Here is a 20,828-nt window from a genome sequence, read left to right on the forward strand (position 1 = left end):
GCCGCCGCTTCGGCCAGGGCGAGCAGTGCCCACCGGCGATAGGCCAAACCGTTGCGGCGCTTGCGAATCTGGCGAATCAGCAGGGCCTGTCCGGTGCGCGCGTCCAGCTGCGCGGCGGCCGTCACCGCCAGGCGCATCTCGTCGTCCGATCGCGAGCGCATGGCGTGGCGGCGAAGGCTCGCGAGGGTGGTCCGGGCCAGCTGCGCTTCGATCCGGATGCCGTCCGCGGCCAGCGCGGCGACGAAGCGGGCGCCGTCCAGACCTCCGCGGCGGGCGATGCGACGCAGCGCGCCCGCCACCTCCGGCCGCTGCCCGCACGCCGCCACGAGGAAGCGCGCGTAGGACTGACGGCCGACCGTGACCCGGCCCGTCTTCCACGAGGCCGCGTTGAACACCTCACCCAACTCGTCACGTGTCCGATAGGGATCGGCGGCGACGTATTGCGCGGCGAGGTATTCCTCGATGGTCTGGTGCAGAAACATGAACTCGCCGTGCCGCTGCGCCAACTGACCGCCCCGCCGGACGAGGCCGGTGAGCAGTTCGCGCCATGTGTCGGGCGGGACGTCGCCTGGACGCAGCGGCGCGGTCCACTCGGCCAGCAGCGCCACCACGCCCTCCGCGGCGCCCTTCTGCCGGGCGAAGGCCAACCGCTGCACGAGTTCCTGGCTGTCCGCCAGCAGGGCCTCACCCACGTCCTCGGCGTCACGCCCGTAGGGCGCGAGCACGCCCAGCACCTGCTGCCGGATGCCACTGGGCGTCCCGCTGAACCGCCGCCCGTTGAGCAGCTCCACGAACCGCTCGTAAACCTTCGTGCGGCCGGTGGGCAGCGCCGCTTCGGAGTCGGCCGCGAACAGCTGGCACAGCATCGTCGCGACCAGTGGCGACTGCGCCAGCTCTGCCACGCCCTGGGCCCGCAGCGCCGCGGTGAACCGCTCGGCCATGGCCGCCGGGTTGGGCAGGCCCAGATGGCCGAACCAGCCGGAGGCGAACTGGCGCACCTGCTCGATGGTGAACGGCAGCAAGGCGTACCGGCCGATGGCCGGGTGCGGCTCGGTCAGCGGGCGGGTCGCGATGACCAGGTCGAACGGGCGATCCTCGCCGGGTGCCAGGAGCTTGTCGAGCACGGCACGGCGCTGGTCGGCCCGCATCACCTCGTCAAGGCTGTCCACGAGTACCAGCCAGCGCGCGCCGGGCGCGGGCGGGCGCGCGAAGAATTCGCCGGACAGCGTCCGTCCAAACCCGACGGCGTGCAGCTCGCCGTTGACGCTCGCCGCGACGAGCTCGGCCAGCGGCTGAGCGCCCACCAGGTCGGCCGCCATGACGCGCACCGGCACGCGGTTGTCGGCGCCGCGCAGGTACCGGTCGATCATCGCCTTGACCTCGACCCGCATGAAGCTTGACTTGCCGGACCCGGCATCGCCCACCAGGATGGCGTCGCGTTCCTCGTCGATGATCGCCTTGGCCGGCACCGGTTCCCGGAGGCCCGGCTGCCCGGCCTCCGGCTCGTCGCCCTGCCAGGCCAGCGGCTGCACATAGACCTCGGACAGCGGGGGCGGCGAGAATCCCGGCACCACACCGGGATAGGGGTGGCTGTCGGCCGCCTTGACCGCGAAGCGCAGGTAGTCGCGCAGGGTCGGGCCGGGGAAAGCCCATCCACCGCGCCTGATCTGCTCGTCGGTCAGGTCCTCCAGCCACGACTCGTGCATCAGATGCCCGCCGCCCGCCAGGATCCGGGCCTCCGGGCAGCGCTCAAGGATCTCCCGCGCGCTCAGGAAGTGGGCGCTGCCGGAGCTGCCCGCGAGGCACAGCATGCCGCAGACCGCGCCCGTGGCCAGGTTGACCACCGGGCTGCCGCTCGCGCCCGGGTACACCGGCGCGCCGAAGACCCGGTGCACCTCGATGCCGTCGGGCCCGTGCAGCCGCCCGGGACCCTCGTAGCGCAGCATCGCGGACTGCCCACCGCGAAAGCGCGACTCGGGATGGCCGAACGTCCACATTGGATCGCCAATGGCGAACGTGGGTTTCACCAGCACGGGCGGCAGCAGGCCCGGCCAGCGCAGGAACGCGAGATCCAGGCCGTGCTCGTCGCGGAAGTAGTCCTCGGGGGCGCACGTGAGCGTGAGCTTCTGCCCACTGATCACGACCTCGCCCACCACGGTTTCGGGCAGCGCACCGGAGTCGGGCGCGATGACGTGGGCGCACGTGACGATGACACCCGGCGCGACGCTGAACCCGGTGCCCATGCCGTGCGGGGTCTCCAATGCGACCGTGGCGTGGGCGAGCAGCTCCTGCCAGCCGGACCAGCCCGGGGTCACCCCTGCGGCGGGCGGCTGTTCCACTCCAGCCCGACCTTGATGGCAGACTGCGCCGTGGCCTTGCCGAACACGGCGACCACCGAGCCGGTCTCCCAACCGAAGTCGCAGCCGAACTCCACGGTCACGCGGTCGGCCTGGGTCGCCCGCAGCGCGTGGGAGATCTCCTGCGCGACCACGGTGATGCCCGCGACGACGTCGTTGAGGCTGGGTCTGCGCCCGGCCACCTCCGCCTCGTCGGCATCACCCGCGCGCCCCGGCATGCGGGCGGCGGCGATGACGATGCGGGTCTGGCCCGCCTGGATGGGGACGAACGCGGTCGCGGAGGGGTCTTCGTCGAGCACGACGCTCACCCTAGCGAAGCGCGTCCATGTTCGTCGCCCAGTAGTTCGTGGAGGATGTGCGCGGCGCGGGCCACCGTGTCGCGGTCCTCTTTGGACAGCTGTTTGAGCAGCCCGGAGATGAGCAGGACGCGCTGGTTGCGACCGGCTTCAAGCCGTGCCTTGCCCATCGCGGTGGCTTCGACCCGCACCATGCGCCGGTCACCGTCGTCGCGCACGCGGCGCACGAGCCCGTCGCGTTCCAGCGCGGTGACCAGTTTGGTGATGGCGGCCGGGGTGACCCGCTCCAGGCCGGCCAGCCGGCTCATGGTCTGCGGGCCGGCGAACGTGAGAATCGACAGCAGCGAGGCCCGCGGCCCGTCCAGGTTCATCCCGGCGTCGGTCGCGGCGGCCCGCCGCAGCAGGTGGATGGCGGCGGAGTGCAGCTGGTTGGCGGTGGCGAACAGTTGACCCATATCCTTAACCGTGGTAAACCTTCAACTAGGGTTAAGTATAGGAGGAGCCATGGCCCTGGGACCAGTCGGGCAGATCCACATCAGCGTGACCGACCTGGCCCGCGCGGTCGCCTTCTACCGTGACGTGCTGCAGATCCCTCTGCTTTTCGAGGTCCCCGGCCAACCGATGGCCTTCTTCCAAAGCGGTGACGTGCGGCTCTATTTGGGGGTACCGCAAGAGCCCTCGTTCACGTCCCAATGCGTAATCTATTTCCGGGTCGACGACATCTTCGCCGAACACGAGCGGCTCATCGCCCTCGGCGTCACCTTCCACGACAAACCCCACATCGTGCACCGCGACGCCACCACCGAACTCTGGATGTCCGCCTTCACCGACCCCGACGACCACCATCTCATCCTCATGCAGGAGCACAAACCCGCCCTTCCGCATCGACCATGAACTCACGTCCATGTTCGACGGCGTGTCGCCGCACCAACTTCATGATCGATCTCATGCTGCTCGGCCGGCACCCAGCCGACAGCGTCTGATCGTCGACCGCCCGGCTTCCCGCCGATGCCACGCGAGCTGCTCCCGGGGATGTCTTTTCTGCGCGCTGGCCGCCGCAGGGCCAACAATGCGCTTCACGACGCCGCGCCTCTACCCCGGCAACTCGGAGCAAAGGCGAAACGCGCAAAACACGTCGCGAGAGGGCCAGGGACGTCCTTCACGACGTTGCATCTCTGCCCCAGCGACTAGGAGCAGAGACGAAACGCGCGGAAACGGAAAGCCCGCCACCCCGAGGCCAAAAGCCGGGTCGACTGCTGTGGGTGGCGATTGGGGACGGCGGCGGGTTAGACGGCCGACTCGGTTAACCTGGCGTCTTCTGCCTGGGTGTGTTCGGTCGCGGGGCGGTCAGGCCGCACCCGCTGGGGGGAATCGGAGCGCCAGGCGACCGCGCCGAGGGCGGCGCCGGCGCCGGCCGCGAACAGCAGGGAGCCTGCCCACAGGGCGACGGGCCAGGCGATGGGCGCGGCGAGAGAGTAGCCGATGAACTGGCCGGTCCAGATGGTGAACCCGGCGACCCCCATCGCGATGGGCAGGCCGTAGGTCCACGCGCGCCAGGGCGCGACGGCGAAGAAGAGCTCCGCGGCGATGGCGCCGATCAGTGCGCCGGCCAGGCCGGTGAACAGGAGTTGCTTGTCCCACCCTAGGCTCATCGCCGCGATGACGCCCACGCCGGTGGCGAGGGTGAACACGGTCAGCGTGCCCGCCCGGTAGCGGCCGTCGCGAACCTGCCAAAGCACCGGAATCAGCAGCAGCGCCGTGAACACGAGCAGCCCGCCGATCCACTGGATGACCGTGCTTTCGTCCTGGTGCTCAAGGTAGTCGAGAACCGGTGCGGCCCAACGGAACGGGGCGAGGAAGTTGAGGAAGAACGCGCTGATCGCCACGACCGACGTGAGCGAGATGAGCTCCGGCAGCGTGGTGCCGCCCGCGGACGCGATGCGCTGCGAGCGCCACGCCGTCGTGCCCATCAGCAGCACACCCGACAGCAGGATCAGGTGCGGCGGGCTCAGCAGGGCGTCAATGGAGGTTTCGATGCCCAGCAGCTCGTGCCAGAACATGTCGAACGCGCCGCCCGCGGCGAAGATGGCCGCGCCGGCCGCACCCGCCTTGTAACCGGGCGGGAAAGCGCGCCCGCTGCGCAGCCAGACGAGGCCCAGCCAGGCGAAGAACACGGCCAGCCCCGAATAGAACGTCGCATGCCAGGGGGTGAAGAAGGTTTCGAGGGCACCGTCGAGGTTCACGTGGGCCCAGCCATCGATGTAGACGCCGGTGACGATCCATAGCCCGATCAGCGAGGTGATCAGATCCCGTGTCCAGGTAGTCACGCGCTTACTGTAACCAGTTTCGTTCCCGTGCCCACCACCCCAACTGCAACCGGGAGTGTGCCCCGGTCGCCTCCATCAGCCGGTGCACCCGCCGGGCCACGGTGCGCCGGCTCATCCCGAGCCGCGCGCCGACCGCGTCGTCGGTGAGCCCGGCGACGAGCAGTGACAGCACCGCCCGATCCTGCGGGTCGACCTCCTCAGTGGACGACGTGGACGAGGTAGGCGACGACCTGGACATTGACGCCGCAGGCGTGGCGCCGGCCCAGTATGCCTCGAACAGCGCGCTGACCGCGTCGAGCAGCCGCCCCGGCTTCACCTGCAGCACCCCGTGCTCCAGCTCGACCAGCCCACCGGAGGCGTCGGCGAGTGCGAGCTCGACCGGTACCCCCTTGGAGAAACGGGTTTTGAAAATGTCGTCAATGGACAGTGGCCCGGACGCGTCGGACACGATCCGGTAGGCGAGATTTTCGCGCGGTGTGAACTTGGCGGGCAGCATCGACCCGGTCAGGACGAGCATGCGGAATTCGCGCTGCGCGGACTGGTGCAGCTGCTGCAGCGCGTCGGTCCGTCGCGATAGGACGGTGGGCTGGTGGTCGGTGCGCGGGGTCAGCTCGGCGGCGAGGCGGGCGGCGGTGTGGCGCACCAGCTCCAGGTCGTGGCGGCGCTGCCGGATGAGATGCTCGACGCCGACCTCGATGGGCACGGCGATGGCTTGCTCGTGCGGCGGTGGGGAAAGCTGCGCCAGACCCCGCGAGCGGAGCCGCGCGACCGCCGCACGAGCCGCTCGCCTGCCTTGGCCGGTGGCGGCCGCCAGGGCGGCGAGGGAGGTGGGTCCGCGCCTGATCAAATGGAAGTAGACCAGCTCATCTGATCGGTCGATGCCTAGTGCCTCAAACATCCCATCACCCCCGGACGAAAGGATTGTAGGGCGATGACACGTTTGTGTCACGTCATCTATGTGACAGCATCAATATCTTTTGCGATCAATCACCGGTTGGCACTGTCTGCACATGACTCTTCACTTAGCTCGCTCTCGCTGGAGGGCTGTCCTGATTGGAGTGTTGGCGGCGACCCTCGCCGGCAGTCCGGTCACAGCGGTCCCCAGCGCCACGGAGGACAAGGTCTCGGCGCAGGTGCGATCTGCCGCCGGGCAGAGCGACAAGATCACCTTTTGGGTGACGTTCCATGCGAAGGCCAGCCTCTCGGTTGCCGCCGCCAAGGCCACGAAGGCCGAGCGGGGTGCGTCCGTTCGGGCTGCCAAGGTTGAGACGGCCAACAGTTCCCAGGCCCAGGTGCGCAAGCTGCTCGACAGCGCGGGCGCCGACTACAAGTGGTTCTGGATCTCCAACCGGATCAAGGTGACCGGCGCCAGCAAGCTGGTCGATATCATTGCCGCCCGGCCCGAGGTAGCCAAGATCGAGGAGGACAAGTCGATCAAGCTGCCCGAGCCGAAGAAGGAACCCACGGGGATACCGTCCATCAACGGCGTCGAGTGGGGTGTGGACCGCATCGGCGCACCACGCGTGTGGAACGAACTGGGCACGCGGGGCGAAGGCATCGTCGTGGCCAACATCGACACGGGCGCGCAGTTCGACCACCCCGCCCTGGCATCCAAGTACCGGGGCCGCGCCGACAACGGCGCCATCGACCACAACTACAACTGGCACGACCCGTCCAACATCTGCCCGACGGCGGCACCCTGCGACAACCACGGCCACGGCTCGCACACCATGGGCACGATGGTGGGCGATGACGGCGGCTCCAACCAGATTGGCGTCGCCCCCGGCGCCAAGTGGATCGCGGCCAAGGGTTGCGAGACCAACGGCTGCTCCGAGGAGGCCCTGCTGTCCTCCGGTGAGTGGATCATCGCTCCGACCGACCTCAACGGGGCCAACCCGCGCCCCGACCTGGCACCGGACATCGTCAACAACTCGTGGGGCGGCGACGGATACGACCCGTTCTATGAGGAAATCGTTGCCGCGTGGCTCGCGGCCGGCATCTTCCCGGCGTTCTCCAACGGCAACTCCGGCCCGTCGTGCAGCACCTCTGGCTCCCCGGGCATGTACGAGGAGAGCTACTCCTCCGGCATGTTCGACATCAACAACGTGATCGACCCCGACTCCAGCCGCGGTGCGGGCGAGAACGGCGACATCAAGCCCAACCTGGCCGCGCCGGGCGTCAACGTGCGCTCGTCGGTGCCAGGCAACGGATACGCCAGCGCCACGGGCACGTCGATGGCCTCGCCGCACACGGCCGGCACCGTCGCGCTGATCTGGTCGGCCTCGCCGGCCCTCAAGGGTGACATCAACGCCACCCGGCAGTTGCTGGACAATCAGGCGATCGACGTCGACAACACCTCGTGTGGCGGCACGGCGGACGACAACAACGTGTACGGCGAAGGCCGGCTCGACGCGTTCGCATCGGTAAGCAACGCGCCGCGCGGTCCGCTCGGCTCGCTGCGGGGCACCATCACCAGCAACGGCGCGCCGCTGGCCGGTGCGACCGTGCTGGCCGACGGCCCGATCGACCGCACCACCACGTCGGCCGCGGACGGGACATACTCGTTCCCGGTGCTCAGTGTCGGCGACTACGTGGTGACCGCGTCCAAGTACGGCTACACCTCGGCCACGGGCAACGCGACCGTGACCGAGAACCAGACGTCCACTTTGGACCTCTCGCTGACGCAGGCCGCCTCGGCGACCGTGTCCGGCACGGTCACGGTGGACTCCGACCCGGTCGAGGGTGCCACGGTCTCGCTGGTCGGCACCCCGCTGACCACGACCACCAACGCGGCCGGTTTCTACAGCCTGACCGCGCCGCAGGGCAACTACCAGCTGTCGGTGCAGTCGCCGCTGCGCTGCTCCGACTCGGTGACCCAGACGCTCACGCTGACGGCCGACGTCACCGTGAACGTGGCGCTGCCGGAGCGCACGGACTCGTTCGGATACGCGTGTGGCGCGGCCACCGGCGGCTACCCGACAGTGTCCAATTTGGTCAGCCTGACCGGTGACGACGTCGGCACGAGCGTGCCGCTGCCGTTCCCGGTGCCGTTCTACGGGACCAATTACAGCTCGGTGTTCGTCACCACCAACGGCAGCGCCGTGTTCGGCGCCCAGTCGGCGACGCAGGTCAACGGGGCCATCCCGAGCAGCGGCGTGCCCAACGGCGCGCTGTACCCGATGTGGGACGACCTGTTCGTCGACGCCCTGGCCGGCGTCTACACCGGCGTGGTCGGCACGTCGCCGAACCGCAGGTTCGTCATCGAATGGCGCAACGTCCGCTTCTACTCCGACAGCGCGCAGCGCCTGTCGTTCGTCGCCGAGATCGGCGAGGACGGCAGCGTCGTGTACCGGTACAAGGACGTTGCGGGCAGCTCGCTTGAGGCCGGAAGCAGTGCGACCATCGGCATCGAGAACGCGGCCGGCACGGTCGGGTTCCAGTATTCGCTCGACCAGGCCGTACTGACCGACGGCACGGCGATCGCCTTCCGCACCACCAAGCACGGCGTGGTCCGCGGCACCGTCACCGACGCCAACGACAACCAGGCCATCGCGGGCGCGACCGTCGACTTCGGCGGCCCCGTCACCGCGACGACCGGTGCCGACGGCGGGTTCATGCTCCAGGTGCCGTCCGGCGACCTGAACCTGACCGTGTCGAAGGCCAACTACGAGACCAAGACGGTCGCGGTCGGGCTCGAGCCCGGCACGGTCGAGGTGGTCAACGCCAGCCTGCGCACGGCCAAGGTCACCGCGACCCCGGCCGCGCTGGAGGTCGTCGTGCCGGCCAACCAGACCCGCACCCGTCTGATCACCGTGACGAACGCGGGCGGGCTCGGTACGCCGGTGGCGGTGTCCGAGGTGGGCGATGTCCCGTGGCTGGGCGCTTCGATCGGGGCGAGCTCGCTCGCGCCGGGTGCGTCCACCAAGCTGGCCGTGACGGTGGACACCACCGGGCTCGCGCCCGGGTCCGTCCACACGGCACAGCTCAAGCTCACCTCGCAGAGCGGGCGCAGCCCCGAGCTGCTGGTGGCCGTCAAGCTGGTCGTGCCGGGCTTCCAGCACGCCATCGACGCGGGCGCCAACGGCAGCCACGTCGACCCGCAGGGTGACACGTGGACCAAGGACCTGAAGTACATCGCGGGTCAGGGCTGCGGTTACAACGGTGGCAGCACCACGGTCACGACCAACCGGCCGATCGCGGGCACCGACGACCCGTCCCGGTTCGCCAACGCCCGCCGGGGCATGTACGAGTACCGGTGTGACGGCCTGGCCAACGGCACCTACACGGTGGAGCTCAACTTCGCCGAGATCCAGGGGCTGGCACCGAACAAGCGGATCTTCGATGTGATGATCGAGGGTGTCGAGGTCGTTCCGAACCTTGACATCGCCCTTGAGGCCGACGGCGCGTACCGCGCGCTGAGCCGCACCTTCACCGTCACGGTGACCGACGGTGTGCTGAACATCAGGTTCGTGGAGCGCGCGGGCTTCAACAAGACCCTTGTCAACGCGCTGCGGGTGACCCATCGCCCGGACCTGGCGCAAACGTCGACAAGGCGCTTCGGATAGTCCGGTAGGAAGATAGTCCGGTAAGAAGGTGGCCCCTCGCTCTCCTGGGCGGGGGGCCACTACTGTGTGGGGTATGTTCACCGATGAGGAGCTGGCGTTTCTGCGTCACGTCCGGTTCGGCGAGCTGCCGCAGCCGGTGCGCCCCGAGGACTACGTCGCGACGGTCGAGACCGAGGCGCCGATGGAGGAGCTAAACACCGAGCCCTGGCAGCACCACAGCGTCGGCTACGCCGGCTAGCAGCTTGCCTGGCAGCACCAGCTTGCCGCGCCTGCGCCCGCTGCCGATGATCACGAACGGCGTGTCCACCACGGCCGCGTCGATCAGCAGCGGCCATCCGGCGGGCAGCCCGATCGGTGTGATGCCGCCATATTCCATGCCGGTCTCGGCGACGGCCGTGTCCATCGGCGCGAAGCTCGCCTTGCGCGCGTCGAGATGCTTGCGCACCAAGCCGTTGACGTCGGCCCGGGTCGTGGCGAGAACGACACACCCGGCCAGTTTCATCGTCTCGCCGCGTTTGCCTGCGACTACGACGCAATTCGCCGATGCTTCGAGGGGTACCGCATAAGCCGCGCAAAAATTGGCCGTGTCCGCCAGGTCGGGGTCCGTGTCGACCACGAGCACCTGCTCCGCACCGTCCAAACCGGACAGCGCGTGAGTCACGGCCGGCGCCACCAGATCCGGCCGGTCGATCGCCCGCCACGCCTCGGCGAAGTTGCCGATCGGGCTCTTCATCGTGCACCACCCCTGTTCCGCGGATGCTCCCGCGCCAACCGCTCGTTGCCGCGCTTGTAGTTGCCGGTCCAGCGCGCCATCACCGCCTGCGGATCGTCCGCGACCTCCGCCAGGAACTGCGCCGCCCGCCCGCCGCGCAGGGTTGTGACGGCCCGCCCGTGGCGCGAAATCACCACGCTGCCGTCGGACCGCTCGGCATACTCGAACACGGGTCCCGAGCCTACCCGCACGCGGCCCGGCGAAAGCCGCCCAGGCAGCGGGGTTGCGGTGCGGTACGTTGCGCGTCCCCTCGCCTTCCCATGATGGTCAATGTAAGGCGTGCAACTTCGCCATAACCCGCTCGGCATCCGGGTGGCGCAGGTCCGACAGAAGATCGGCGGCCTGTTGCCACGCGGCCCGCGCCGCGTCCACCCCACCGGTCGCGTGATGGGTATCGCCAAGCCGGGACAGCGTGCCCGCTTCCTCGTAGCGGTCGCCGAGGGCACGGTATAGGGCGAGCGCGCGCTCGTAGCCGTCCACGGCGTCGGCATACTGGCCGAGGCGGTGCCGGGCGAGACCGAGGGTGTCCCAGGTGTGCGCCTGCCCCTCCGGATCACCGAGCTGCTCGAAGAGTGCGAGGGCCTCGTCGCAGCACGCGACCGCGCGATCCGGCTTGCCAAGCGCGAGCAGGCTCACGCCAAGATTGTTCAGCGAGCCGGCCTGCCCGCGATGGTGACCGGCGAACCGGAACAGCGCCAGCGCCCGCTCGATGGCGATGACACCGGCCCGGCGATCGCCGCGCTTGGTCTGCAGGCTCTGTATCGCCCGATAGGTCAGGGCCTGGCCGACCTGGTCGCCTGCCTGAGCGTAGAGGTCGAGCGCGCGATCCAGGTGGCGCTCGGCCTCTTCGTACCGTGTGAGCCGAATCTGGGCGGTGGCCGCGCCGCGCAAGGCGTGCGCCTCGGCACGCGGGTCGCCGAGCCGCCTGCCCGCCCGGATCCCCGCCTCCCAAGCGGAACCCAGGTCGTGCCAGTACCCGCGACGGCCAAGGAACGTCTCCACCGCCCAGGCGAGCTGCCAGATGCTTCGGGCGGACGCGGTGCCGTCGGGCTGGTGAAGGATGGCGAGCAGCACCGGGTGCTCTATGTCCAGCCACGCGATCGCCGCGTTGACGTCAGGGATGCGCTCGACAGCGACGCCGGGTGCGGGTGGCGTCAGCGGCAGGTGGCTCGGGTCGCGCAGCGGATGTATCAATCGGTTCGCGGCGTGTGCCACGTGCACGTAGTGGTCGATCAGCCGGTTGATGGCCGCCCGTGCGCACTCGCCGTCCCGGGAGGGGATCAACTCCGCGGCGTAGGCGCGCAGCAGGTCGTGTGTGGAGTATCGGCGGGCGGCGTACTCGCTGAGCAGATTGGCCTGGGTCAACTCCGTCAACGTCCGTCGCGCCTCGGCCACGGGCACACCGGCGAGGCTGGCCGCCGCGGTCACCGAGATACCGGGACCGGGGTGCCTGCCCAACAGCCGAAACATCCGCGCCGCCGGCTCGGTCAGCGACGCGTAGGACCAGGAGAACACCGCGCGCACCTGGCTGGCCGGGTCTCCGGCATCCAGCGCGTCCAGGCGCCGGGCGGCGTCCAGGACCTCCGCGGTGACCTCGGCCAGCGCGAACCCGGACTGCTGCGCGCGGGCGGCCACGACGGCGAGTGCGAGCGGCAGCCGGCCGCAGGCGGCGACGATCGCGTCGGTCGTCTCGGGTTCGGCCTCGATCCGTTGGGCGCCAAGCCGGCGGGCAAGCAACCGCCATGCCTCCGCATTGGACAGTGGGTCGAGGCGCAGTGGCTGGGCGCCCTCCACCGCGACAAGCGAGGTGAGCTGGTCGCGGCTGGTGACCACCACCACGGCGGGGCCGCTGCCGGGCAGCAGCGGACGGACCTGCTCGGCGTTGCGGGCGTTGTCCAGCACCAGCAGGATCCGCCTGCCCGCGACCAGGCTGCGGAAGTACGCGGTCAGGGCGTCGAGCTCGGCCGGGATCCGGTCCGCCGGCACGCCGTAGGCGTCGAGGAAGGCGCGCAGCGCGGTGGCCGGCGGCACCGCCCGCCCGGCGGGGTCGAAACCGTGCAGGTTCACGAACAGCTGCCCATCCGGGAACCGATCGGCGACTCGGTGTGCCCAGTGGACCGCGAGAGCGGTCTTGCCGATGCCACCCATGCCGGTCAGCACCGCGATCGGCACCCCGCCCGCGTCCGCACCGACCAGCTCGTCAAGGTGCTTGAGCTGTTCACCCCGCCCGATGAAGCCATACACCTCGGTGGGCAGCATGCGGGGCGGAGGCACCGTCGTGCCTGCCGGCGCCGCGGCGACCGGCCGGGGCCCGTCGTCCAGCACCTCGGCTTCCCGCGCCCGGTGCCACAGTTCGGCGAACTCCTCGACCTCCCCGCCGAGCTGCGTCACGATCTCGTTGACGACCTCCCACCGGGACAGCCTCGGTTTGGTGAACACGTCGTGGATCGTGGTCGGGTTGATCCCCGCCGGGCGACGGTCGCTGCGGGTACGGCGCTGCAGCTGTCGCATGCTGGGCTCGCCGGCCGCTGCGTGCAGCGCGTGCAGCCGCTCGTAGTACTGCCGTATCGGGCCATCGGGCACGAGCGGTTGACGCAACCGCCCCATCGCAACTCCCCAGCGCTAACGACGTCTGTCTATCGCATGGTACGGCGACGGTGCGGCACCCGCGTACCGAGTCCAAGTTCGATAGTCCATATCGCGGCAGCGGCCAGCTATGCGCAAAAGCGTGACAGCGGCGGCCCGGCCGGGAGAGAGAACCCGGCCGGGCCCTGTTCGGTATACGTGTGCTGAGTCCCGCTCAGTGGCCGTGCTTGTGCCGGCCGTGCGGGAACCGCGGCGAGTCAGGCGTGAAGTCACCCAGGCTCGCGCCCTCAAACTCGGTGAACATCAGGATCTGCAGGACTTTCCTGTTGTCTTCGATGAGGAAGCCCTGCGGGCTGACCGGCTGGTAGAGCGGTTGGCCCGCCGGCCGTCCGGCGTCCGGATCCACGACCGGGAAGTCGATCGCCGGCGGCGCTGGGGCCAGGTAGAACAGCACCGTGCTGTGCTTCGGCGCCGCCCGCTCGTATCTTCCGATGTTCAAGCCGCGCGGCGCCGAGAGCTCGACGTAGACCTTGCCCTCCGCCTGGGCGGGCAAAGCGCCGCGGTGCGTCCGCGTCACGGTGACCGCGACCACGACCGTCGGCGATGCACCCGGTTCGTCCACCGCGGCACCGATCGTGCGACCTTTCTCAATCTTGCCGATGCGGCCCTCGACCACGAGCGCGGACTCGTCCGCGAGCGCGGCAGGCGTGTCGACGTGGGTGTAGTCCGCGCCGTACCCCTTGAACAGGCTGGCGAAGTCGGCGGCCGTCGAGCCGCTGTCGCGGTCCGAGCCACACCCCGCGGCGGCGCCTGACAGGAGCCCGGCGAGCAGCAGGCCGGCGACGGTTCGCGTGACGGTCGACATGCTCATGCCCGGTTGTTGGCGTGCGTGCGGTGGTGGAGGTTCAGTTGCTGGAACCGCGTTTCGGTGTTGACCGGCCCGGTCCGCATGCAATCGTCGTAGAACTCCGGCGTCGAGGCACCGAACTGCCCGTGTGCCAGGCCGACCGAGTGGCCGAGCTCGTGGCACGCGGTCTTGCGCCGGTTGTGGGTGTCGGTCAGCAGGTTCGGGTTCAGCCGCAGCCGCGCCTGCTCGCACCGGCCGGCGGAGTTGAACGTCAGGCACGCGTAGTCGCCCCGGTTGGGCGCGACCGCCGTGGTCACCTGCCACACCACGTCGCTGGCGGCGTTGCAGACGCCGTTCGGCTCGAAGAACTGGTCATAGCTCGTGTTGTCATGGAGGTAGACCATGGCGGCGACGATCTGGGTGCGGAACGTCTGATTGATCGTGCCGACCGACTCGTCGTAGCAGTACCAGTGGTTGAAGTTGTCGGGCACGCAGCCCTGGTCGGTCAGCGGTCCGTAACAGCCGCCGAAGTTGTCCGCCCGGGCGGGCATGGCGATCGCGCCCACAGCGGCTACGGTCGCCGCCACGGTCAGTGCGATCGACGCCAGGCGGGCAAACAGCCGCTGCCGCGGGCGCGAAGGTTGAGTGGACATGGGGTTTCGATCCTCCTCGTCGACCGACAGTCGGTTGCGCCGGTCGGGAGCCAGCATCCGGCCGAAACCCGCTCCAGGACAACGTTTTCGGGCTGTCAGCTGTGTCGCTGACAGTCAGCCCGGACGCCGTTGCCCAACGGACCGGATCCCGCTTCGCGCGAGAGTGAGATGACAGTCCACTTTGGAGAATCGCATACCGAATCCCGCCATGCGAAGCAAAAGATCATCGCGAATCCGGCCGACCCGTCGCGTCGGTGACCATCGCGTGGAGCCGTCGATTATGCGGCACGCGGAAACCGCCCTGGGGCCTCCCGGCATGGGAGGCCCCAACGGCTGGCTGGGCGGTCAGTTCAGGCGGATGGACCTGACGGCGTCGTTCCAGCCGGCGGGCATCGGGTCGAACCACTGGCCAGGGCCGACCAGCAGCTGGCTGACGCTGCAGCCGGGACCCGCGAACAGCAAGGCGGATCTGGGTCGGTTGTTGTACAGGCTGGACGTCGATGGCGGGACGTCGATGCAGACGCCGGCCCGGTTGTATTGCGAGCGCAATCCGCCGAAGTTGAATTCCGTCCAGAGGCACAGGTATCCCGAGGGACACTGCGGCGCGGCCTGTGCCGGGGTGGCCACGGCCACGGATCCACCGAGGCTGAGCAGGAATGCGGCCGCCAGCATGATGAGTCGTTTGGTCATGGGGTTCCTTTCGTGGTCGTGGAGGACACGCCTCACACACCCACGGTGGCCGGGGATGTCACAGATTCCTCACCAATCGATCACCGGAAAGGGTCAAGCCAAGGGGAGTTGCCCCGATTCGGCGGCTGTCGCGGGTGGACGTTTGATGACCTGGCCGCCCGCGCGGGCCGACATCCGCCTCTGGACGAACGTCGCCAGTCGCGACAGCGCGTAGTTGACGGCGATGAAGATGACGCCGAGCACGGCGTAGAGCTGGATCGGGTTGTCGAGCACCTGGATGATCTGCTGTGCGATGGCGAGCGTGTCCTCGTAGGTGATGATGAACCCGAGCGACGTGTCCTTGAGGATGACCACGAGCTGGCTGATGAGCGCGGGCAGCATGACCCGGAACGCCTGCGGCAGCAGGACCAGGCGCACGGCCTGGCCCGGGGTGAGCCCGATGGAGTCGGCGGCCTCGCGCTGCCCGTACGGCAGCCCGTCCATCCCCGACCGGATGATCTCGGCGATCACGATGCCGTTGTAGATGGTGAGCCCGATTACCAAGGGCCACATGGGATTGGTGATGCCCGACAGGCGCCACGCGAAGAAGATGGTGACGAGCACGGGCAGCCCGCGGCCCACCTCGATGGCCGCGCGGGTGAGCGCGTTGAGCACCGCGCTCAGGCCCCGCAGCGCGAAGGCCACGATCCAGGGCAGGCCGCCGAACCGGCGATGGCTCAGGGCGCGTAATTGCATGCGCAGCAAGGCGAGCGCCGTACCAAACAATAAAGAAGTTAAAATCGCCAATGCCGCGGCTTGCAGCGTCGCCAGCAGGCCGGTCGCGAGCCGGTCCCAGACCAGTGGCATGTTCGTGTTGGCGGGGTCCACGAGCGGGCCCCATTTTTCCGGCGACAGCTGACCGCGCGCGGCGAGCGGGCGGTACAGGAAGAAATATCCGGCCGCCAGCAGCAGGAGGCCGAGCACGATGCTGACGATCGTGGTGCGCCGCCGGGCGATCGGGCCCGGGGTGTCGTAGAGAACGGGTGTCGTCATCTGCCCGCCGCCCTTCGCTTTTCGAGCCGGTCCAGCATCAGTCCAAGGGGGACGGTCATCACCAGGAACCCGAGCGAGATGCCGATGAACACCGGCACGATGGGATATCCACCGGCTGAGGTGAGCGCCGACCCGTTGCTGAACAGTTCACCGGTCACGCCGAACGCGCCCGCGAGCGCCGAGTTCTTGATCATCGCGATGATGACGCTGCCGAGCGGAACCACGGCCGCCTTTCCGGCCTGCGGCAGCACGACATAGCGCAGGTTCTGGGTGAACGTCAGGCCCAGCGAGCGGGCCGCCTCGGCCTGCCCCGCCGGCACCGCATTGACCCCCGACCGGATCGCCTCGGCCACGAACGCCGCCGTGTAGACGCCGAGCGCCACGATGGCGAACCGGAAGTACGGCAGCTCGATCCCGAGCCGGGTGAACACCGACGACAGCCCCGGAATCTTGAGCAGGTCGGCATTGGGCGCGCCGAGCTCGGCGAAGGCCGCGCCGGTCATGAAGAACACGATGGTCAGCGGAAGATTCCTGAAGACCGTGACATATGCCGTCCCGACCCAGCGCAGCGGCGCCACGGGCGAGATGCGCATGGCGGCGACGAGGGTGCCGAGGATCAACGCCCCCGTCGCCGACAGCACGCAGATCTGGAACGTGACCCAGAACCCGCTGACGAAAACCTCGCGGTTTTCGACCAGGACGTCCATCAGTAGCGGTTCACCGCGGGGCACGTGGGCACGTTCGGGTCGAACTTGCCCGCCGTGTCCGTCCAGGCCTTGGCGTAGCGCCCGTCCTGGCACGCCTTCTCGATGACGTCGTTGATGAACGTGCGGAACTTGCCATCGCCCTTGCGCACCCCGATGCCGTAGGGCTCCTCGGTGAACTTGCTTCCGGTGAGCTTGAACGCGCCGTTGCTGTCCGCCACGTAGCCGAGCAGGATCACGTTGTCCGTGGTCACCGCGTCCACCTGGTTGTTCTTCAGCGCGTCCACGCACTTGGAGTACACGTCGAACAGCACCAGCTGGGCGGCCTCGTCGCGCAGGTATTGCTTGATGTTGTTGCCCGGCGTCGAGCCCTGCACCGAGCACACCTTCTTGGTGCCCTCCCGGAACACCTCGGGCCCGGTGACGGAATTGTCGTCCGAGCGCACCATCAGCTGCTGACCCGCGACGTAGTAGGGCCCGGCGAAGTCGACCCGCTCCTTGCGCTTGTCGTTGATGGTGTAGGTGGCCACGACGTAGTCCACGTCGCCCTTCTCGATGACCTCCTCGCGCACGGCCGACGGCGTCGCCACCCACTCGATCTTGTCGGCGGAGATGCCCATCTCCCCCGCTATGATCTTGGCGATCTCGACGTCGAACCCGGCCGGCTTGCCGTCAAGGCCCTTCAAACCGAATCCGGGCTGATCGAATTTGGTACCGACCTTGACCTTCTGGGCGTTCTTGAGCCTTTCCATGGTGGTACCGGCTTCGAAGCTCGCCGTCGCGCCGGGCGTGTCACCGGCTCCGCCACCGCCACCGCCGCCACACGCGGACAGCCCAAGGGCCAGCGCGGCGACCGCTGCTATATACATCCCCCGCATTGCTTGCATCCCCTCGTGTCAGTGCAAAACCTTCGACAGGAAGTCCCGCGCGCGAGCGCTGCGCGGGTTGCCGAAGAACTCAGCCGGCGGCGCCTGCTCCACGAGCTCGCCGTCGGCCATGAAGATCACTCGGTGGGCCGCGTGCCGGGCAAAACCCATCTCATGGGTGACAACGATCATCGTCATGCCGTCGGCGGCCAGCCCGGTCATCACCTCAAGCACCTCGCCGACCATCTCCGGATCGAGCGCGCTCGTCGGCTCATCGAACAGCATGGCCTTGGGCTGCATCGCCAGCGCCCGCGCGATCGCGGCCCGCTGCTGCTGCCCGCCCGACAGCTGAGCCGGCAGCTTGTCAGCCTGGTCGGCGATGCCCACGCGGTCGAGCAGCCGCATGGCCCGCTCGCGCGCCTCGGCCCTGGACTCCCGCCGCACCTTGATCGGCCCGAGCGTCACGTTGTCCACGATGGTCAGGTGCGCGAACAGGTTGAACGACTGGAACACCATGCCGACCTCGCTGCGCAGCTTCGCCAGCGCCCGTCCCTCGGCGGGCAGCACGCGGCCGTCGAAGCGGATCGTGCCGGCGTCGATCGGCTCCAGCCGGTTGATGACCCGGCACAGGGTCGACTTGCCCGACCCGGACGGGCCGATGACTACGACGACTTCGCCCCGGTCGACCGCGAGGTTGACGTCGCTGAGCACGTGCAGCGAGCCGAACCACTTGTGCACCGAGTCCAGTTCGATGAGGTGACCGGCCATACGATCATGCTAGATCACGCAGAGTGATGTATTAGCTCCACAACGCGCGTCAACACGTCCGGATCAGTCTCCGGCATGACACCGTGGCCCAGGTTGAAGACGTGGCCGGGAGCGGCGCGGCCCTCCGCGACCACGCGGCGGGTTTCGCGCTCGACCACCTCCCACGGCGCGAACAGCACGCACGGGTCGAGGTTGCCCTGCACCGCCTTGCCCTTGACCAGCCCGGCGGCCACGTCGAGTGGGGTGCGCCAGTCCACGCCGACCACCTCGGGACCCGCCTCGGCCATGGCCGTCAGCAGCTGGGCCGTGCCCACCCCGAAGTGGATCCGCGGCACCTGCGGCACGCTGGCCAGGATCCGCCGCGAGTGCGGCAGCACGAACTCGCGATAGTCGCGTTCGGACAGTGCGCCCGCCCACGAGTCGAACAGCTGCACCGCGCCCGCCCCGGCGCGCACCTGCACCTGCAGGAACGTGGACGTGACGTCCGCGAGATAGGAGCACAGCGCGTGCCACGTCTGCGGGTCGCCATACATCAGCGCCTTGGTCTTCTCGTGGTGCCGCGACGGCCCGCCCTCGATCAGATAGCTCGCCAGGGTGAACGGCGCGCCCGCGAACCCGATCAGCGGGGTGTCACCGAGCTCCTTGACCAGCAGCCGTACCGCATCGTCCACAAACGACACCTGGCCCGGGTCGAGCCCGCGCAACGCGGCCACGTCGGCACGCGAACGGATGGGCGAGGCCACCACCGGCCCCGTCCCACCCACGATATCGATGTCGATGCCCGCCGCCACCAGCGGCACGACGATGTCGCTGAACAGGATCGCGGCGTCCACGCCGTGCCGGCGCACCGGCTGCAGCGTGATCTCGCAGACCAGCTCGGGCCGCCGGCACGACTCCAGCATCGGGACCCCGGCCCGGATCGCCCGGTATTCCGGCAATGACCGCCCGGCCTGCCGCATGAACCACACTGGGGTGCGCGAAACCGGCTCGCCCCGGCACGCGCGAAGAAATTCACTCATCACGGCCCATCGTGCCAGAAGCACGGCGCGCCGTGCCGCGCGGTGAGCGCGAAGAGACCTAGGGTTACGTGTATGGCGCTCACGACCGTGCTCCCCGAGACGTTCACACGCGCCGTCAGCGCGCTCAAGCAGGCCAATCCGCGCGAAGAGATCCTGCTTGAGGAGGCGCCCGCGCCCGGGAAGCTCGCTTCCCACGCATACGCGCTGGGTGCCACGGTGATGCGCCGCGGGGAGGAAGTCGCAACCGGCCGGCTGGTGCTGCTGCACGAGCCCGCCGGGCACGAGGCATGGGAGGGCGACACCCGGCTGGTGTGCTATGTCACCGCCGAGGTCGAGCCCGACATGGCCAACGACCCCTTATTACCGCAGGTGGCCTGGGGCTGGCTGATCGACGCGCTGGACACGCACACCGAGGGCTACCTGGCCATCGGCGGCACCGTGACCCAGACCACGTCCAGCCGGTTCGGCGGGCTGCACGGTCCAACCACGACAGATCTCGAACTGCGCGCCTCGTGGACGCCGCTGCCCGACAGCGCCGCGGCCCACCTGGACGCATGGTGCGCCCTGCTCGCCTCGACGGCGGGTCTGCCGCCCGTGGGAGTGGCAGCGATGCCATTGCGCCGTGCCTAACACATGACCATGGCGTTAAGTTGTGTTACATGACCGGGCCAACCATGCTGACCTCGCCCACCGGAGGGACCCCCGTGCCCGTGGAGACCGCGGCCGGGCTTGCCGAGGTCATCGCGAGGTTTTCGGCGGGGACGGGCCCCGTCGCGGTCGACGCCGAGCGGGCCTCCGGATTCCGCTACAGCCAGCGGGCATACCTGGTGCAGCTGCGCCGCGAGGGCAGCGGGATCGCGCTGATCGACCCGGTACCGCTGGGCGATCTTTCGGCGCTCAATGCGGCCCTGCAGGACGCGGAGTGGGTCCTGCACGCCGCGAGCCAGGATCTGCCGTGCCTGGCCGAGCTCGGGATGCGGCCGCGACAGCTGTTCGACACGGAGCTCGCGGCGCGGCTGGCGGGCATGGAGCGGGTGGGGCTCGCCGCGCTGACCGAGCAGCTTCTCGGGTACTCGCTGGAAAAACATCATTCGGCGGCCGACTGGTCGACCCGGCCGCTGCCACAGGAGTGGCTCAACTACGCGGCGCTCGATGTGGAGTTGTTGATCGCGCTGCGCGAGAAGCTCGACGCCGAGCTGACCCGGCAGGGCAAGCGCGAGTGGGCGGCCGAGGAGTTCGCGGCGCTGGCGGCCAGCGGTGCGCGGGCGAGCAAGCCGCGCCCCGATCCGTGGCGCCGCACGTCGGGCATGCACCGCGTGCGCGGGCCTCGGGCCCAGGCCAGGGTG

Annotated in this window: 21 protein-coding genes; 5 read left to right on the forward strand and 16 right to left on the reverse strand. The window is 69.2% G+C overall.

Going from position 1 to position 20,828, the window contains the following annotated elements; translation table 11 throughout:
• The 3 genes from DM816_RS28075 to DM816_RS28085 form a co-directional block, all read right to left on the reverse strand.
• The coding region (locus tag DM816_RS28075) for a serine protease (RefSeq protein WP_170318880.1) at nucleotides 1-2,339 on the reverse strand (2,339 nt) is incomplete at its 3' end.
• Nucleotides 2,312-2,656: a CU044_2847 family protein gene (locus DM816_RS28080; protein WP_162907918.1), complete on the reverse strand. Its 345-nt coding sequence runs from the start codon at nucleotides 2,654-2,656 to the stop codon at nucleotides 2,312-2,314. The genes DM816_RS28075 and DM816_RS28080, both read right to left, overlap by 28 nt.
• 5 nt (nucleotides 2,657-2,661) lie before the next feature.
• Nucleotides 2,662-3,108, reverse strand: a complete 447-nt coding sequence (locus tag DM816_RS28085; protein WP_117213401.1) for a MarR family winged helix-turn-helix transcriptional regulator — start codon at nucleotides 3,106-3,108, stop codon at nucleotides 2,662-2,664.
• Between the two features lie 49 nt (nucleotides 3,109-3,157).
• Here DM816_RS28085 and DM816_RS28090 point away from each other — a divergent pair, with 49 nt between their 5' ends.
• A complete protein-coding gene (locus DM816_RS28090; RefSeq protein ID WP_117213402.1) occupies nucleotides 3,158-3,547 on the forward strand; it encodes a VOC family protein in 390 nt (129 codons plus the stop codon).
• A gap of 392 nt (nucleotides 3,548-3,939) precedes the next feature.
• Here the strand turns inward: DM816_RS28090 and DM816_RS28095 are convergent, their stop codons facing one another.
• Nucleotides 3,940-4,980, reverse strand: coding sequence for a hypothetical protein (locus DM816_RS28095; protein ID WP_117213403.1), 1,041 nt, complete (start codon nucleotides 4,978-4,980; stop codon nucleotides 3,940-3,942).
• A gap of 4 nt (nucleotides 4,981-4,984) precedes the next feature.
• The gene (locus DM816_RS42965) at nucleotides 4,985-5,878 is read right to left on the reverse strand and encodes a helix-turn-helix transcriptional regulator (protein ID WP_162907919.1); all 894 of its coding nucleotides are present in this window, start codon (nucleotides 5,876-5,878) and stop codon (nucleotides 4,985-4,987) included.
• Between the two features lie 160 nt (nucleotides 5,879-6,038).
• Here DM816_RS42965 and DM816_RS28110 point away from each other — a divergent pair, with 160 nt between their 5' ends.
• Nucleotides 6,039-9,545, forward strand: a complete 3,507-nt coding sequence (locus DM816_RS28110; protein WP_246002324.1) for a S8 family serine peptidase — start codon at nucleotides 6,039-6,041, stop codon at nucleotides 9,543-9,545.
• Between the two features lie 73 nt (nucleotides 9,546-9,618).
• Nucleotides 9,619-9,783: a hypothetical protein gene (locus tag DM816_RS42970; RefSeq protein WP_162907920.1), complete on the forward strand. Its 165-nt coding sequence runs from the start codon at nucleotides 9,619-9,621 to the stop codon at nucleotides 9,781-9,783.
• Here DM816_RS42970 and DM816_RS28115 read toward each other — a convergent pair.
• The 11 genes from DM816_RS28115 to hemE all read right to left on the reverse strand — a co-directional run bounded on the left by DM816_RS28115 (nucleotide 9,736) and on the right by hemE (nucleotide 19,482).
• Nucleotides 9,736-10,278: a YbaK/EbsC family protein gene (locus tag DM816_RS28115; protein ID WP_117213405.1), complete on the reverse strand. Its 543-nt coding sequence runs from the start codon at nucleotides 10,276-10,278 to the stop codon at nucleotides 9,736-9,738. The genes DM816_RS42970 and DM816_RS28115 overlap by 48 nt on opposite strands.
• Nucleotides 10,275-10,487, reverse strand: coding sequence for a hypothetical protein (locus tag DM816_RS28120; RefSeq protein WP_117213406.1), 213 nt, complete (start codon nucleotides 10,485-10,487; stop codon nucleotides 10,275-10,277). Before DM816_RS28120 ends, DM816_RS28115 begins: the two co-directional genes overlap by 4 nt.
• Before the next feature lie 97 nt (nucleotides 10,488-10,584).
• Nucleotides 10,585-12,924 (reverse strand): ATP-binding protein, encoded by a 2,340-nt coding sequence (locus DM816_RS28125; protein ID WP_117213407.1) that lies wholly within the window; start codon nucleotides 12,922-12,924, stop codon nucleotides 10,585-10,587.
• A gap of 193 nt (nucleotides 12,925-13,117) precedes the next feature.
• Entirely contained in the window at nucleotides 13,118-13,774 is a 657-nt protein-coding gene (locus DM816_RS28130) for a hypothetical protein (protein WP_162907921.1), read from the reverse strand.
• Entirely contained in the window at nucleotides 13,771-14,403 is a 633-nt protein-coding gene (locus tag DM816_RS28135; protein WP_162907922.1) for a hypothetical protein, read from the reverse strand. The genes DM816_RS28130 and DM816_RS28135 overlap by 4 nt, the downstream gene beginning before the upstream one ends.
• A gap of 345 nt (nucleotides 14,404-14,748) precedes the next feature.
• Nucleotides 14,749-15,093: a peptidase inhibitor family I36 protein gene (locus tag DM816_RS28140; RefSeq protein WP_117213410.1), complete on the reverse strand. Its 345-nt coding sequence runs from the start codon at nucleotides 15,091-15,093 to the stop codon at nucleotides 14,749-14,751.
• A 93-nt stretch (nucleotides 15,094-15,186) separates the two neighbouring features.
• Complete coding sequence (locus tag DM816_RS28145) at nucleotides 15,187-16,125, reverse strand: amino acid ABC transporter permease (RefSeq protein ID WP_117213411.1); 939 nt, start codon at nucleotides 16,123-16,125, stop codon at nucleotides 15,187-15,189.
• A complete protein-coding gene (locus DM816_RS28150; protein WP_117213412.1) occupies nucleotides 16,122-16,832 on the reverse strand; it encodes an amino acid ABC transporter permease in 711 nt (236 codons plus the stop codon). The genes DM816_RS28145 and DM816_RS28150 overlap by 4 nt, the downstream gene beginning before the upstream one ends.
• Entirely contained in the window at nucleotides 16,832-17,716 is an 885-nt protein-coding gene (locus DM816_RS28155) for a glutamate ABC transporter substrate-binding protein (protein ID WP_117213413.1), read from the reverse strand. Before DM816_RS28155 ends, DM816_RS28150 begins: the two co-directional genes overlap by 1 nt.
• 9 nt (nucleotides 17,717-17,725) lie before the next feature.
• Nucleotides 17,726-18,463: an amino acid ABC transporter ATP-binding protein gene (locus tag DM816_RS28160; RefSeq protein WP_117213414.1), complete on the reverse strand. Its 738-nt coding sequence runs from the start codon at nucleotides 18,461-18,463 to the stop codon at nucleotides 17,726-17,728.
• Nucleotides 18,464-18,477: 14 nt separating this feature from the next.
• On the reverse strand, nucleotides 18,478-19,482 hold the full coding sequence (gene hemE / locus DM816_RS28165) for a uroporphyrinogen decarboxylase (RefSeq protein ID WP_117213415.1): 1,005 nt from the start codon (nucleotides 19,480-19,482) through the stop codon (nucleotides 18,478-18,480).
• Nucleotides 19,483-19,554: 72 nt separating this feature from the next.
• Here hemE and DM816_RS28170 point away from each other — a divergent pair, with 72 nt between their 5' ends.
• Both DM816_RS28170 and DM816_RS28175 read left to right on the forward strand, forming a co-directional pair.
• Complete coding sequence (locus tag DM816_RS28170; RefSeq protein WP_117213416.1) at nucleotides 19,555-20,112, forward strand: DUF3000 domain-containing protein; 558 nt, start codon at nucleotides 19,555-19,557, stop codon at nucleotides 20,110-20,112.
• Nucleotides 20,113-20,141: 29 nt separating this feature from the next.
• On the forward strand, nucleotides 20,142-20,828 hold a 687-nt coding region (locus DM816_RS28175; protein ID WP_246002326.1), incomplete at its 3' end, for a ribonuclease D.

The sequence above is a fragment of the Allorhizocola rhizosphaerae genome (assembly GCF_003426775.1).
GTDB classification, from domain to species: domain Bacteria; phylum Actinomycetota; class Actinomycetes; order Mycobacteriales; family Micromonosporaceae; genus Allorhizocola; species Allorhizocola rhizosphaerae.

Excerpts from the sequence above, each read along its gene's own strand:
- DM816_RS28155 (WP_117213413.1), bottom strand. The coding sequence starts at position 17,716 with ATGCAAGCAATGCGGGGGATGTATATAGCAGCGGTCGCCGCGCTGGCC.
- DM816_RS28140 (WP_117213410.1), bottom strand. The coding sequence starts at position 15,093 with ATGACCAAACGACTCATCATGCTGGCGGCCGCATTCCTGCTCAGCCTC.
- DM816_RS42965 (WP_162907919.1), bottom strand. The coding sequence starts at position 5,878 with ATGTTTGAGGCACTAGGCATCGACCGATCAGATGAGCTGGTCTACTTC.
- DM816_RS42970 (WP_162907920.1), top strand. The coding sequence starts at position 9,619 with ATGTTCACCGATGAGGAGCTGGCGTTTCTGCGTCACGTCCGGTTCGGC.
- DM816_RS28145 (WP_117213411.1), bottom strand. The coding sequence starts at position 16,125 with ATGACGACACCCGTTCTCTACGACACCCCGGGCCCGATCGCCCGGCGG.
- DM816_RS28150 (WP_117213412.1), bottom strand. The coding sequence starts at position 16,832 with ATGGACGTCCTGGTCGAAAACCGCGAGGTTTTCGTCAGCGGGTTCTGG.
- DM816_RS28115 (WP_117213405.1), bottom strand. The coding sequence starts at position 10,278 with ATGAAGAGCCCGATCGGCAACTTCGCCGAGGCGTGGCGGGCGATCGAC.
- DM816_RS28125 (WP_117213407.1), bottom strand. The coding sequence starts at position 12,924 with ATGGGGCGGTTGCGTCAACCGCTCGTGCCCGATGGCCCGATACGGCAG.
- DM816_RS28160 (WP_117213414.1), bottom strand. The coding sequence starts at position 18,463 with ATGGCCGGTCACCTCATCGAACTGGACTCGGTGCACAAGTGGTTCGGC.
- DM816_RS28085 (WP_117213401.1), bottom strand. The coding sequence starts at position 3,108 with ATGGGTCAACTGTTCGCCACCGCCAACCAGCTGCACTCCGCCGCCATC.
- DM816_RS28135 (WP_162907922.1), bottom strand. The coding sequence starts at position 14,403 with ATGTCCACTCAACCTTCGCGCCCGCGGCAGCGGCTGTTTGCCCGCCTG.
- DM816_RS28090 (WP_117213402.1), top strand. The coding sequence starts at position 3,158 with ATGGCCCTGGGACCAGTCGGGCAGATCCACATCAGCGTGACCGACCTG.
- hemE (WP_117213415.1), bottom strand. The coding sequence starts at position 19,482 with ATGAGTGAATTTCTTCGCGCGTGCCGGGGCGAGCCGGTTTCGCGCACC.
- DM816_RS28170 (WP_117213416.1), top strand. The coding sequence starts at position 19,555 with ATGGCGCTCACGACCGTGCTCCCCGAGACGTTCACACGCGCCGTCAGC.
- DM816_RS28130 (WP_162907921.1), bottom strand. The coding sequence starts at position 13,774 with ATGAGCATGTCGACCGTCACGCGAACCGTCGCCGGCCTGCTGCTCGCC.